This is a genomic window from Serratia grimesii NBRC 13537, assembly GCF_001590905.1.
Classification (GTDB): Bacteria; Pseudomonadota; Gammaproteobacteria; order Enterobacterales; family Enterobacteriaceae; genus Serratia; species Serratia grimesii.
This window is the reverse complement of sequence record NZ_BCTT01000006.1, coordinates 160,108-174,057: the sequence shown is the minus strand read 5'-3', so window position 1 is coordinate 174,057 and position 13,950 is coordinate 160,108. Positions and strand designations below refer to the sequence as shown.

Below are 13,950 nucleotides of genomic sequence, written 5' to 3'. Positions count from 1 at the left end.
CCCCTGTGACAGAGACTGATCTCATGCCGTCAAAGATTTTATTCAGCGCCTGCCTGGCCGGTTTTAAAGTTCGCTACAACGGTTCAGATAAACCGTTACTCAACGCCACGTTGCAGCGCTGGCAACACGAAGGACGTTTGGTAGTTTGCTGCCCAGAGCTGGCCGCCGGCTTTTCGACGCCACGCCCCTCGGCAGAAATTACGGTGGCAGCCGAAGGTGCCACGGTGTTGGCTCAGCAGGCCCGGGTCATCGAGGTCAGTGGCGACGACGTCACCCACAGCTATCTGCTTGGTGCGCATCTGGCGTTGGAAACGGCGCGGCGACACGGCTGTCGTTTTGCCCTACTCACCGACGGCAGCCCATCCTGCGGCAGCCAGTTTATTTACGACGGTTCTTTCAGCGGTCAGACCAAACCCGGTAGCGGCGTCACCGCCGAGCTTCTACGCCAAAATGGCATTGAAGTGTTTTCCGATCGGCAGCTCGACGCATTGATCGCCCGCGTTGAGGCAGTGGAACACGCTTAACGCCAAAGATGCCAGGCTAATCGTTGCTGCAAGTGCGAAATGCCTTGCGGGTGATGAATGAAGGTGTCGATACACATCATCTGCCAACGTTGCCCTTCATCGCCAAAGCGAATGGCGGCAATCTCTTCTGGTGTGATTTCGCCCAACATAAACCAGGTCGGCGAATAGCCGGCCAAAATTCCGTCGTAATACTGCTGACAGCTCACCTGCTGCGCATCAATCTGTAAGCCAAATTCCTCCTGAGTTTCCCGTTGCACACATTGCAATGGCGTTTCATCGCCTTCGCGTCCGCCACCGGGCAAATCCCAGCATCCAGGCCAGGGAATATTCGCGTTGTCATCACGTTGGTAAGTCAGCAATTTATCACCGCATAGCAGCGCGATTTTGGCTCCGCCAAAATGTTGATGTTCCGTAGTCTGCGACATTATTTTCCCTTCTGTCTGGATAAGCCTCAGCACGATCTTACGCCCCTGGGTCCGTGGTGAATCAAAGGCAAAACAACGATTAATGAAGTCAAATTAACCGTGGCTGCCGCACCGAGAACAGGGGTCAACCTTGTCAATAACAACGAACTCGCGCGATAGAGGAAAAAGAAACGTAGTTTTACGCCTGTCTTCATCCGTTTGACCGCTCACGCCGCGGGTTACCATGGCTGTTTGCACGTTTTAGCAGAACAGGACAAGGTTTTTTGCCGTGGTGAAACCCTTTTTACGCAGTGGCAGTTTAGATGATGTGCTTGCATTGGGCGAGAATGGGCAACCGGTTTATGCCTGCGCATTGCAGTTGCGAGAAACATTACGCATTCGCCAACAGCAGCAAGCAGCCGATTGCCTGGCAATCCCGCAGCCGAACGAAACGGGCACCCGTATTGACTGGTATTCTCCTTTTCCGGGGAAAGTAACGTCTTGGCTGGCAGCAACTGATGACCAACGTACGCAGGCCGTGCATCTACTGGAACAAAGCCTGGAAGCATTCCGTTCATTGATCGCCCAGACACAGGCTACCGAGCACCCCAGCCACCGTTTGTTTGGCGCATTGTTGACCAAAGCCATGCAAATTCCCGACTCACAGCATGTCTATCTGGTCGATGGCAAGCCGGTCCTGACCTTTTGGGGATTTATCAAGCCACACGCCCAGTGCCAGGATGACCCCTTGACGTGCTTACGCCCGGTTGACCTTGCAGAAGAAAAACCGACGCCAATTGCCGCCACACCGCGTCCCACAGTGATACCCACAGCCATACCTGTGCCGGAGCCTGCACCAGAGGTCGCGCCATCGGTCGCCGTCACGCCTGTACAGTCACGCCGCCGGTGGCGTCGCTATGCGTGGATTTTGCCTGCGCTGATGTTGATTGCCCTGCTGGCTCATTGGATGACCTCCCCGAGCGCCCTGCCTGCCCCCGTCCCCGTGGCGCAGCAACCGGCACCCACTGTTCGTATCGCCGTGCCCGCGTTCAAACTGCAACTCCCATTAGCCCATGCGACGCTGATGCCGCCACCGCCAGCCCCCGTACCCCTACCGCCGGCAGACAAAAATTCGTTAGTGTTGCCCGCCGACTCGGTCAAAGCCGGATCAACGCGTTTTCTCAACGGCCAGTGGCGCGCGACCGTGGCACTGAAAGATCCCCTCACAGGCAAACGCCCTAGCCTGCAATATCGCCTGAACGGCGGCAAAGGGACGGCAAGAATTACCTACGGTGATGCCATCACCTGCCGAACGCCAGTGGAAGCCGGGCTGATGCAGTCTGGCAATCTGGTGATCAATAGCCGTACCAAAGCGCGCTGCAGCGACGGCAGCCGCTACCAAATACCGGAAATCGTCTGCAAGCAAAACGAAACCGGGCCTGCAGAGTGCACCGGTCGCTACGATGCGGACACGGTCTATCCCATGACGTTAAAGCGCGAGAGTAAATGATGCTGGCACCCCTGGTGGATTACAAACAAGCCATTACGCTGATTCAGGACAGTGGCATCCAATTTATGGACTTTGCCCTGACGCCGATATTGGATGCCGATTTTCCCGGCAAATTCGTCCGTCAGACGGCAAGCGGCCCGCTTCTGCGTCTACAATGGGATGCCGATACAGGCAAGTACCTGTTACCCGCCCAGCCAGGACAAGCTCCTGAGGTGGTGCGTCCAGAGTTCAGTTTTCCCCTACAGCAATCACTGCAACTGCTGAATAAAATCTGGCTGCCTCTGCCTTTCTTTCGTTGCACGTCATCTGGTGCATTTTTATCCGGGCCTGATAATTGGGCTCGAATGCAGATCGTCTTGCTGGATGCGCCCGATCAGGACGGCAACCTGCTGCGGGTCGTCTTTGCCTTTGATACCCGACTCGTTCCGGCGGGACAGGCGGCCCTGGGCCCAAGCGAAAGCGATCTCAATACTGGGCTCAGCTTCTCACTGGCCCACCGTAACCATGAGTTAGGCGAGTTTCTCGATCTGACCTGGATAGACAGTTGGTTGCGTGAAGTATTTACTCAATGCGCGTCCAGTCTGGAGGCGCGTACCGAAACAGACATATACGCCGGACTGAAAACCTTCGAATACCAGGCGCATTACCTCAACGTATTGAATATGCTGGGTAATCAGCTTACCGTTCCCCGGATAAAAATCATCGGGGAGACACCACAGCAGCCCGCGGTCAACGTGGACGTGATTTTGGATGTCGGTAATTCCCACACCTGCGGGGTGTTGGTCGAAGATCATCCGCAAGAAAATAACGGTTTGAAGCAAACCAATGAATTGCAGTTACGCTCATTGTCCATGCCACATTGCGTTTACAGCGCGTTGTTTGAGAGTCGAGTCGAGTTTGCCCAAGCCTCATTTGGCAAACAACACCTCTCTTTCCAAAGCGGACGCGATGACGCCTTTACCTGGCCTTCAATTACCCGTGTCGGCCACGAAGCCATGCAACTGGCTCAGCAACGGGAAGGAACCGAAGGCACCACCGGCATTTCCAGCCCGCGCCGTTACCTGTGGGATGAAGAACGCTATGCGCCCGGCTGGCGCTTTAACGGTAAACAAGAACCCATGGCCGCCGCAGCACCATTGACCTCACTGCTCAACGACGAAGGTTTGCCGCTGTCCGGGTTACCCGTAGAGGCACGACTGCCGGTTTTTGCTGCCCATTATAGCCGCAGTGCGGTCATGACCTTGATGCTGACCGAACTGCTGACGCAAGTGCTGATGCAAATCAACAGCATCGCTCAGCGGCTTAAAATGCCGAACACCTCCGCACCGCGTCGGTTGCGCACCATCATCCTGACACTGCCTTCAGCGATGCCCAAACCAGAGCGTGAAATTTTCCGCCGCCGCATGCAGGAAGCCATTGGTCTGGTATGGAAAGCCATGGGTTGGCACCCTCTGGATGCGCCATTCAACGGCGACAACACACGCGTGCCTGTACCTCAGGTACATATGGAATGGGACGAAGCGACCTGTGGCCAGATGGTTTATCTGTATAACGAAACTCAGGTGAATTTTGCCGGCCGTACTGACGCCTTTTTTGCCGCAATGGCCAGGCCGGACCGGCCAACAGAGCCTGGAACGCAACCGGGAAAAATGCTGCGTATCGCCTCCATTGATATCGGTGGCGGCACGACCGATTTGGCCATCACCCAATACGCACTGGATGATGGTGTTGGCAACAACATTAAAATCAATCCACGTTTGTTATTCCGCGAAGGATTTAAAGTCGCCGGTGACGATATTTTGTTGGATATCATTCAACAGTTTATCTTGCCTGCCGTACAGCACGCGTTCGAAAATGCCGGGGTCACCGCAACCCCGGCGATAATGGACAAGTTGTTTGGCAATGAAGGTCGTATAGACGGGTTTTCAACGCTGCGTCAGCAGGCCACGCTGCAAATTTTCATGCCTGCCGGGCGTGCATTACTGAGCGCTTATGAGGATTACGATCCGCTGGACGCCCACGCGGAAATCGCCACCAGTTTGGGTGAGTTGCTGCCACAGACCCCAACCTCACAGGTACTGGCGTTTATCAACGGTGAAGTTCAGCGCGAGTCCTCGGTCACTGCCTTCGATATTCTACAAACCCCGCTGGTCATTCGCCTGGGGGCCTTACACGCAGCCTTTCTGTCCGACAGGATCGGCATAAACCACTGTCTGCGCCTGCTTTCCGAAGTTGTGGCGTTGTACGCCTGCGATGTGTTGCTACTGACCGGCCGCCCGGCGCGTTTCCCGGGGGTTCAGACGTTATTGCGTCACCTGCAACCGCTTCCTGCCAGCCGAATCTTGCCGTTAGAGGGATATCACACACGCAGTTGGTACCCCTTTAATAAGCGTGGGCGTATCGATAACCCCAAATCAACCGCCGCCGTGGGAGCCATGCTGTGCCTGCTGGCGATCGATCTGCGCCTGGAAAGTTTTTATTTTAACGTCGGGGACTTCCAGCCATATTCCACCATTCGCCATCTGGGCATGTTGGATAGCAATAACATGCTGGCGGACGATAATGTCTACTACCGCGATATCGATCTGGATTGCGCAGACTTTTCGCTGGATCCTGACAAATACTTTCAGCTGCGTGGCCCCCTGCGCCTGGGGTTCCGCCAATTAGATAACGAACGCTGGCCGGCATCGCCACTGTATACACTCACTATTACCGACCCGCAGCTAGCACGTAAACTGGCTGGCGATGCAGTCATCAACCTGCGATTGGCGATTACCGGCAACGATGAACAGGGTGCCGAAGGGGTCAGCATCGCCCAGGCTCATTTAGCCGACGGAACGCCTATTCCCGCACATCATCTGCAATTAAAACTCAATACCTTGGCTGCCAGCGCCTCTGGCGCAACCCATTATTGGATCGACAGCGGGAGCATTTATCAACGATGAAACCTATCAACTCCGGCGGGCCAGAGCCGATAAACAGCCTCGGTAACAGCATCATTCAGGCGATTGACTGGGTAGCCAGCACGCGACAGCAATCCACGCGCCTGAACAGAGAAGCAGATAATCTGACGATTCGCCTGCGCCGCTGTCACAACCGTGCCAGACAGTTGGACAGCGCGATGCATCACCGCGTTGGCATCGGCCTCTATGGCCATAACGCCGCAGCCAAAGCCCACTTATTGGCCGCACTGGCTCCCGGTGCAACACCCTTGACCGAAGATGCCACACTGACAGTGCGTTATAGCGCTTCCGGCCCTCAGTCCCCCTCTTCTTACCCTGTTGCCATTTCCTTGCTTAATGAAGCGCAGGTGATTGCCATGATGATCAGCACCGCGGTTATGGGCGGTTTTCATCCTGACTGGGACACGCGCGCAGTAGCCGCGCATCTTGCTGCATTGGAGCGCCACCGCCAGCCTATGGTTATCAACGGCCTGGACAGTAACGCGGTTGTTGCGCTGTGGGACAGCCTTCGTCACCAGAGTGGCAAATGGCAACAGACACTGGAAAAACACTTCTGGCCCCAGGCCATCTTACTGGCGCCGTATCTGAGCGTGGATGACCGTGCCAGACTGTTTGCGCCGCTCTGGGGCGAGGATCCTGTTCTGACAACCAGCTATCGGCAGTTGGCACATGCGCTGCACGATTTGGGTCACTGTGAACGAGTACAGGCGCCACGTCAGGTATTGCACCCAGAGAGCGGCATACTGCATGCCGGTATGATGACGCCCCCTACCGAAGTCAAACTTAGCGTACTGACGGAAAAAGGTGACATGGCGGGTATTGCACTCACCGATCTGGCTTGGTTGGCAGCAGAAGTGACAACCACATTGCCGCAGAGAAAAGGCGCCGGGTTGCCAGACGACGTGGAATTGCTTGACCTGCCGACCAGCAGCCGATGCCCAAGTGCTGAGCTGATAGAGCGCATGCAGCAGGCGAAGCGTGCCAGCTTGCTGATTCTCGCTGCCGATAGCCTGCACGCTAATCTGCTACTGGTTACCAATGCAGCCAACACGCCGCAAGACGCTAGTCGGGCAGGCAACGCGCTGGCCTACTGGGTCAGGCAAACCCAAGGTGAAAACACAGAGGTGCGCAACCGCAGAAAGCCGGGCTTAATCTGGACTATCACGGCATTCGACTCACGCCAAGAGGGGAAATTGCGACCAGACGATGCCGTTCAACGCTATGTCGGTGAACCGGGCGAAAGTTGGGCCACACTGCTGGCAGTCGATGAGAGTGATTGCCATCGTATGGTGGCGTATCTGGCCGCACAAGCACGCCCGTCCTTGAAGCGTGACTGTGTTTTGGCGCAGCAGCAGGAGCTACAACGCGAACTCACGGAGAGTTTACTGGGCAATTGGCTGCGCACAACAGACCCGCAGTTAACGCACCAACGTGCCCAACACTTACTGCGTGCGCTCCAGTCGCAAGCGGGTGTTCACGGCGAACTGCTCGAATGGCTGCTGCCGCAGTCCAATACGCTGCGTCAGTTATATGTGCAACAACAGCACAGCTTGCCCGCCCCCGTAACATCAGCCTCTCCGTTCGATGAAGAGATCGATCTGTTTGGCGACGGGAATATGACCTCCGCCACGCCAACAGAACCTGGCGGTTCCCCCTTTGCTCAACGGGTGTTTGCCGATTGGGTGAATCACCTGCGCACCCTGCCCGACAATCCTCAATTACGGATATTGCTGGGCGTCGGAAAACAGCATCTGGAGATACTGGTTGATGCATTGATCACGGCCGCTTGTCGGTTGGAGATGGCTGAATCGCTAGCACGTGCGTTGCCTGCCGGGTCCTTGCCGGAACAAGGCGAAGATCGGCAGGTGAGCCAAGCGCTAGCAATATTGGGGGATTTCGTCACCTGGTTAGGTTTCCAGCAACGCGAGGCGGCTTTACGTCCTGCCAGCCGGATTAATCACGGCCAACCGATCTTTTCCCCGCCGCCGCAACCCGCTGTTAACTGGGGTAGCCAACAGCGGTTAGCCAAACTGGCACCGACGCCAGCAAGAAATACGGCATTTTATATCTACGATTGGCTGATCGGCCTTCAGACACTGATATCTGAGAATGAAGTGGCCGAGGCGAACAGCCCACTCGAAGAGACCTCACATGCGGCCCTGGCCACCATTGTTGCCACGTTACGCGCTGAGGCAGCCTGATAATTTTTACTGATGGATCACATCGCCAGAACGACAGGTGTCCATCTCGTCATAGTGGAAGTCGCATCTTTGTTGGCTACGTTTATACGCCCCAGTTACATCGTTATCTCTGTTTCTGAGGGCGTACAAACCTGTTGCCGTGATGCAACGCCAAAGATTTAGGGTATAGTAAAAAACCGTTTCACCACAGGCGAACAATAACGATGAACTCTCCGTTTCTGGTTACTCCACAATGGCTTGCGCAGCACATCAACGATGAAAATCTGGTCGTCGTTGATGTCAGAATGTCTCCTGTCGGTCTGGTGCCGAAAAAAGACATGCTCGCCGAGTTTGAACGCGGCCATATACCGGGCGCGGTGTACTTTGATATTGATAACGTCGCAGACAAGAATACCGATTTGCCGCATATGCTGCCGACCGCAGATGAATTCAGCGCAGCGGTGGGCAAGTTGGGCATCAACGAACAACAGACCATTGTATTTTATGACGAGGGCAACCAATTCTCTGCCCCGCGCGGCTGGTGGACTTTCCGCAACTTTGGCGCGCAGCAGGTTTATGTGCTGGATGAAGGTTTAAACGGCTGGATAGCACAAGGCCAGGCATTGGCAACCGGTACTGCACAGCGTACGCCGCAAACTTTCAAGGCCCGTTTTAATGCGGATGCGGTAGTCAATATGCAGCAAGTGGAGCAGGCGCTGAACACTGAAGTGCAAATTCTTGATGCACGTGCCGCTCCCCGTTTTTACGCCGAAGCGCCGGAACCCCGCCCAGGCCTACACCGCGGCCATATTCCCGGCAGCATCAACATTCCTTACGGCGAACTGCTGGAAAATGGCCGTTTCAAATCGCTGGAAGCGCTCAACAAGACCTTCACCGATAAAGGGGTGAATATCAATGGCCCAATCATCACCAGCTGCGGTTCAGGCGTAACCGCAGCTGTGCTGGCCTTCGGCTTGTTATCCCTTAATGCACCGCAGGTGAAACTCTATGACGGCGCCTGGAGTGAATGGGGCGCACTGAGCGGCAAACAGCCGATCGAACAGGACTAATTCTGGATCCGATCGGCCACGATCTGCGCTAAGCGCTGGATTGCACCAGACGGATGATCTTCCGCGCGGTGCAGTACGACACCTAGCGCGTTTAATGACGGTAACGTACCGGGCGGCAAACGGGATAATCCCGACGGCAGCCCGGCATCGGTACGTACCGTCACCCCCAATCCTGCACTGACTGCTGCCCAGACACCGTTCAGGCTACGACTGGTAAAGGCAATACGCCATGGGATACCGGCGCGATCCAACGCCAGTGTCGCCGCGCTGCGCATCAGGCAAGGGGCATCAAACATCACCAGCGGCAATGGTTCGTCTCCCTGACGCCAAGACGCCCGTTCAAAATGGGGTGACGTTATCCAATGCATCTGCCTCTGTCCCAGCATCTGATGAAACGGCGTGCTAATACCTCCGTCCCACGCCAGTGACAAATCTAACTGCCCTTTCAGCACCCAGTCGATCAGTTCGGCATTGCGGGCAATACGCGCTTCAATACGTACCCGTGGATGTGCCCGGGCAAAACTGCCCAAAACCTGAGGCAAAAAGGTTTCACCGAAATCTTCCTGTAGCCCCAGGCGTACAGTCCCTTGCAGATCCAGCCCGCGTACCGCAGCAGCAGCTTCATCATTGAGCTCCAGCAATCGGCGGGCGTAGCCCAGTAATGTTTCACCGGCTTCCGTCATTACCATACCGCGTCCGGCCTTCGCCAGGATCGGCGTCCCCACCTGCTGCTCCAACTTTTTAAGATGTGCGCTGACTGCCGAGGTTGAACGCCCCAGTCGTTCTGCCGCCTTAGCGAAGCTGCCCAACTCAATGCCGGTTACGTAACTGCGTAGATCGTCGAGATCGAAAGTGACTCGCCCCATAATGACCATCCCGTTTTTCAGAACCATGAATCAAAATAATGCCGATTTTACTGATAAAGATGGCGTGCGATGCTCACCCGGTCAACCGCTTTCAGGAGAATCATCATGCTTGCCATGCAATACAGTTTCACCCTGCCCGCAGATTACGATATGAACATTATCCACGATCGCATCACCCGTTTCGGTCCTCTGTTGGACAGCGCCCCACAGTTGTTGATTAAAGCTTATCTCTATGCGCAGAAAGGTGAGCACGGCGAGGAAAATCTGTACGCTCCGTTTTATCTGTGGAATAGCAGTACCGGGATGAGCGACTTCCTCAGCGGTGAGGGTTTTATGGGGCTTAGTCGGGCTTTTGGCTGGCCACACGTCAGACAATGGCTCCCATGGCTTACACATTTCAACCATCCGCAACTTACCGAAGCCACCTACGCTACCCGCCAAACACTGCCGATTGCTCCCTATAGTGATCTGCATGTACTGCGTCAACAGCAACAAGCAGCTCCCAATGCACTGGCCAGCATAGTGGCGTTTGATCCCACCGCCTGGCAGTTGGTGCGGCTGGACTTATGGCGAGTACCACCGACCACAATCGTATTCAATACTCAGCTTTACCGTATCGGCCACCTTTCCATGCCCTTTGACCACACTGTGCCACGGGTTGACAGCCATGGCTGATATTGATAATCATTATCAATAATAAGTTTTCAATTAGGGTCTGCCGGATGCGGCCCCTTGAGGTCAGCCACTATGTCACCATCACTGATTACACCTTATGTCACCCGCTGCTGCATCGTTGGCGGCGGCCCCGCAGGGCTGATGCTTGGCTATCTGCTGGCGCGTGCGGGGATAAACGTGATGGTGTTGGAAAAGCACTCCGATTTCTTGCGTGATTTTCGCGGTGATACCATTCACCCCTCAACGTTAGAAATCATGCACCAGCTTGGCCTGCTGGAAGAATTACTGGCACTGCCCCACCAACGTGCAGAAACACTGCACGCCGAAATAGCCGGGCGTGATGTTCGGCTTGCGGACTTCACGCACCTGCCCACACGCTGCAAATTTATCGCTTTTATGCCGCAATGGGAGTTTCTCAACTTTCTGGCAGAAAAAGCGGCTGCATTTCCAGCATTCACGCTGATCAAATCGGCTCAGGTACATCAACTGCTGTACGACCGTGGCGAGGTCTGTGGCGTGCTGGCGGATACACCGGAGGGACCGATCCGCGTCCGCTGCCAATTAGTGATCGGCACCGACGGGCGCAATTCGGTGGTGCGTGAACAGGCGGCTCTCAGCAGTCGCTCTTTTGGCTCTCCGCGCGACGTGTTGTGGATGAAGCTCGCTAAAAAACCCGGCGACCCCGCCTGGTCGATGGGTCACACCGGACCAAAGCAAAACTTTATCATGATCGACCGGGGCGAATACTGGCAGTGCGGTTATTCGATCGACAAAGGCAGTTTTGAAGCGATCCAACAGGACGGGCTGGAAAAATTTTTGCTGCATATCGCCGAAGTTGCCCCTTTCCAGGACCATCGCTTACAGGATATCCTCAGTTGGGATCAGGTGAAACTTCTAAGCATTCGTATTGATCGGCTCGATCAGTGGGCCAAACCAGGTGTGCTGTGCATTGGTGACGCCGCGCACGCTATGTCACCCATTGGCGGTGTCGGGGTTAATTTGGCGATTCAGGATGCCGTCGCGACCGCCAACGCCATTATTCCTCCGCTACGCAACCAGAGCTTGCAGTTAAAACACCTGTTGCGTGTGCAACGTCGCCGTAATTTCCCCACGAAAGCCACACAGTTCCTGCAAATTAAAATGGGTCAGCGCAGGCCAAAAAAACGCCGCGAACAGGGTGGAAAAAACCTGATGATGCGAGTCGGCAACAGCCGCTGGTTACCCCGTTTATTTGGGCGGATTATTGGGCTGGGGTTCAGACGGGAAACACCAAAACATCTTGCTGAATAATTGTCCCCCCATCCTGCATGCCACGGTTGGACATAGCTTCTGACGTTCACAACGCCCCCTATACCTTGAAGAATTTTTGATGGGCGCGTCCTTTCACGTCATACTCCCTGCCGGATAAAAATATCGCGCATGCTTTGCGTTGGCTAATCTTTATCAGCAGCAGTCCGTTCCCTTCAGGGCAGCAACCGTTACTCATTTTCCCCAAAGAGGTCTACATGTTCAGCATCCGCCAGGCTTTGAGCGGTGATTTAGCGCAGGTTCGCGACGTGGGTATCCGGACCTATCAGGCCCATTTTGGCGAACTTTGGCACCATAAAGCGGAGTTGGACGCTTTTCTGGCGCAAGATTTTGCAGTTGAAGCACTGGAGAAAACGCTACAGGACCCGGATGTGTGCTGGCTACTGGGGTATGAAGGCGAGAATCTGGTGGGATATGCGCGGCTGAATTTTGACAGTCTGCTGGCCCCTACCCAAAACCTTGGCGCAGAGCTACAGAAAATCTATTTCCTGCCGGAATATGCCGGCCGGGGTTATGGCCAGCGTTTTTTCGAACAGGTGCAGCAACGGGCGCTAGAGCGTAAGCAAGACACTTTCTGGTTGGAAGTGTTAAAGCGCAATACCAGCGCCCAGCGTTTTTACCAACGCCAGGGGCTGAGTATTTGCGGTGAGACCTGTTACACCAGCGCCCAAGGCTCCATCGGCATCTGGTATATGTCTAAAGCACTGTAACCACTAGCCCGGAAACGCCAACGCGCCGGTCAGATCCCCCAACGGTTTTTGACTGCGCGCCGCCATCGCCTTATCGCGTTCTGCCAGCCCATCTAACGGCGGCAGATCAAATACCCGGCTGATTAAACGCAAGATCGAGCCGGTGTCATAGACTTCATGATCAACATAGCCTTTGCGGGAAAACGGTGAGACAACCAATGCCGGGATACGTGAGCCAGGTCCCCAGCGATCGCCCTGCGGTGGTGCCACGTGATCCCACCAGCCACCGTTCTCATCAAAGGTAATCACCACCACACTGTTGTCCCACTGCGGCCCATTACGCAGGCTGTTAATGATATGGGCAATATGGCGATCACCAGCTTCCACATCGGAATAACCGGCATGCATATTAAGGTTGCCCTGCGGCTTGTAGAACGCCACTGGCGGTAACGTACCTGCTTCCACGGCGGCCAAAAATTTATTGCTGGCAACTGAATCGCCAATACCCCCGTCACGCAAATGCGCTTCGCGGGCCTGCGGGTTAGCCGGCCCCAGGTTTTCAAAATAGTTGAACGGTTGATGGTGATATTGAAAATCCGGTGCGCCGGGGAAATCGCCCTGATCTTTGCGATTATCCAACGCGTACTGCCAGCCACCGGCATACCACGCCCAGTCGATCCCTTTTTGGCTCAGTAAGTCGCCAATGTGGGGGTGTTTTTGCGGTGGCATGACGTTCGGCATAGTGGCATCTGCCAGTGTCGGGTCTTTCTCATCCTGAGTCCACGATGGCCAGTACGGTGGTGCCATGGTATTGACCGCATAACCGTCCGGTGTCAGCAAGCTCTTGCCAAACAGGGGGATACCAAACGAGGCGCTGACCGGCGAGTCACTCAGTGGTTTCAGGCGTGAGTCCGTCACGTCATCACTTTCGAGCTGGGCAATACCCTCTTTGGCTATCGAGTTTTGTACGTCGGGGTAAAACGGTGGGCGAGCGCAGATCAGATACTGATGATTGAGGAAAGAGCCACCAAACGCGCCCTGGAAAAAGTTATCACACAGGGTAAATTCCTGAGCCAAGGTCCACAGTCGCAGATTGTAAGCACCGTCCCCGTAATAGCCCATGGTTAAGGCGCCGGAATCGGCCCAAGCGACAAACTTGTCGTTTTTACCTCCGTTGATTTGCATCTGGTTCTGATAAAACACATGCCATAGATCGCGCGTTACCACACCGTGCGGCAGATTTTCGCCCTGCGGCCCGATCAACACAAACGGCTGATTCGGCAATTGTGTCGTGAATACCGCATTTTCGTCGACTTTGTAGTTAACATGACCGACTTCTTGCGCTTTTGGCACTAATCCCTTCCAGATTGGCGGCAACGAATCCAACAGGCGATCATCGCGATCACGCTGCTGGTATTCTTCAGGCTTGAGTGCCGACAACGGTTTTTCTACCCCAGGAAAATTGGCAAACAGATTGTTGAAGCTGCGGTTTTCGGCATAGATCACCACCACATTTTTCACATGCCGTCGCAGCAGCGCGTTTTGCGCATTGGCGGGGAGCGTGTTTAACAGCACTTTTTTGTTGCCGTCAGCCGCAGCTCTGGCCAACGGCGCAATGGAAGCCCCCACCCCTAACGCCGTTGCACCTGCGAGGAAACGCCGACGCGCCGGATTACTCGGTTGCTGCTCCTGCTCTTCTGCTGCCGACGGTGGCAGATCCTTATGCGATTTATCGTTCATATGTGTTCCCTCGAAAATTTT

At 55.1% G+C, this 13,950-nt stretch carries 11 protein-coding genes; 8 read left to right on the top strand and 3 right to left on the bottom strand.

Annotated features, from left to right (window positions below):
- Positions 1-23 precede the first annotated feature (23 nt).
- Complete coding sequence (locus tag SGR01S_RS07475; RefSeq protein ID WP_061806999.1) at positions 24-524, top strand: 2-thiouracil desulfurase family protein; 501 nt, start codon at positions 24-26, stop codon at positions 522-524.
- On the opposite strand, the gene SGR01S_RS07470 is transcribed toward SGR01S_RS07475, so the two are convergent.
- On the bottom strand, positions 521-949 hold the full coding sequence (locus SGR01S_RS07470; protein ID WP_061806998.1) for an NUDIX hydrolase: 429 nt from the start codon (positions 947-949) through the stop codon (positions 521-523). The two genes, SGR01S_RS07475 and SGR01S_RS07470, sit on opposite strands and share 4 nt — an antisense overlap.
- Before the next feature lie 268 nt (positions 950-1,217).
- Here SGR01S_RS07470 and SGR01S_RS07465 point away from each other — a divergent pair, with 268 nt between their 5' ends.
- The 4 genes from SGR01S_RS07465 to sseA all read left to right on the top strand — a co-directional run bounded on the left by SGR01S_RS07465 (position 1,218) and on the right by sseA (position 8,651).
- Complete coding sequence (locus SGR01S_RS07465; protein WP_061806997.1) at positions 1,218-2,438, top strand: SrfA family protein; 1,221 nt, start codon at positions 1,218-1,220, stop codon at positions 2,436-2,438.
- Positions 2,438-5,383 (top strand): virulence factor SrfB, encoded by a 2,946-nt coding sequence (locus SGR01S_RS07460; RefSeq protein WP_061806996.1) that lies wholly within the window; start codon positions 2,438-2,440, stop codon positions 5,381-5,383. The genes SGR01S_RS07465 and SGR01S_RS07460 overlap by 1 nt, the downstream gene beginning before the upstream one ends.
- The gene (locus tag SGR01S_RS07455; protein ID WP_061806995.1) at positions 5,380-7,602 is read left to right on the top strand and encodes a virulence factor SrfC family protein; all 2,223 of its coding nucleotides are present in this window, start codon (positions 5,380-5,382) and stop codon (positions 7,600-7,602) included. The genes SGR01S_RS07460 and SGR01S_RS07455 overlap by 4 nt, the downstream gene beginning before the upstream one ends.
- A gap of 203 nt (positions 7,603-7,805) precedes the next feature.
- On the top strand, positions 7,806-8,651 hold the full coding sequence (gene sseA, locus SGR01S_RS07450) for a 3-mercaptopyruvate sulfurtransferase (RefSeq protein ID WP_061806994.1): 846 nt from the start codon (positions 7,806-7,808) through the stop codon (positions 8,649-8,651).
- Here sseA and SGR01S_RS07445 read toward each other — a convergent pair.
- Positions 8,648-9,517, bottom strand: a complete 870-nt coding sequence (locus tag SGR01S_RS07445; RefSeq protein ID WP_061806993.1) for a LysR substrate-binding domain-containing protein — start codon at positions 9,515-9,517, stop codon at positions 8,648-8,650. The two genes, sseA and SGR01S_RS07445, sit on opposite strands and share 4 nt — an antisense overlap.
- A 105-nt stretch (positions 9,518-9,622) precedes the next feature.
- Here SGR01S_RS07445 and SGR01S_RS07440 point away from each other — a divergent pair, with 105 nt between their 5' ends.
- The 3 genes from SGR01S_RS07440 to SGR01S_RS07430 all read left to right on the top strand — a co-directional run bounded on the left by SGR01S_RS07440 (position 9,623) and on the right by SGR01S_RS07430 (position 12,210).
- Positions 9,623-10,192 (top strand): DUF4865 family protein, encoded by a 570-nt coding sequence (locus SGR01S_RS07440; protein WP_037422694.1) that lies wholly within the window; start codon positions 9,623-9,625, stop codon positions 10,190-10,192.
- A gap of 72 nt (positions 10,193-10,264) precedes the next feature.
- Positions 10,265-11,482: an FAD-dependent oxidoreductase gene (locus SGR01S_RS07435; RefSeq protein WP_037422697.1), complete on the top strand. Its 1,218-nt coding sequence runs from the start codon at positions 10,265-10,267 to the stop codon at positions 11,480-11,482.
- A gap of 215 nt (positions 11,483-11,697) precedes the next feature.
- Entirely contained in the window at positions 11,698-12,210 is a 513-nt protein-coding gene (locus tag SGR01S_RS07430) for a GNAT family N-acetyltransferase (RefSeq protein ID WP_037422700.1), read from the top strand.
- Between the two features lie 3 nt (positions 12,211-12,213).
- On the opposite strand, the gene acpA is transcribed toward SGR01S_RS07430, so the two are convergent.
- A complete protein-coding gene (gene acpA / locus SGR01S_RS07425) occupies positions 12,214-13,929 on the bottom strand; it encodes an acid phosphatase (RefSeq protein WP_061806992.1) in 1,716 nt (571 codons plus the stop codon).
- Between the last annotated feature and the right edge of the window lie 21 nt (positions 13,930-13,950).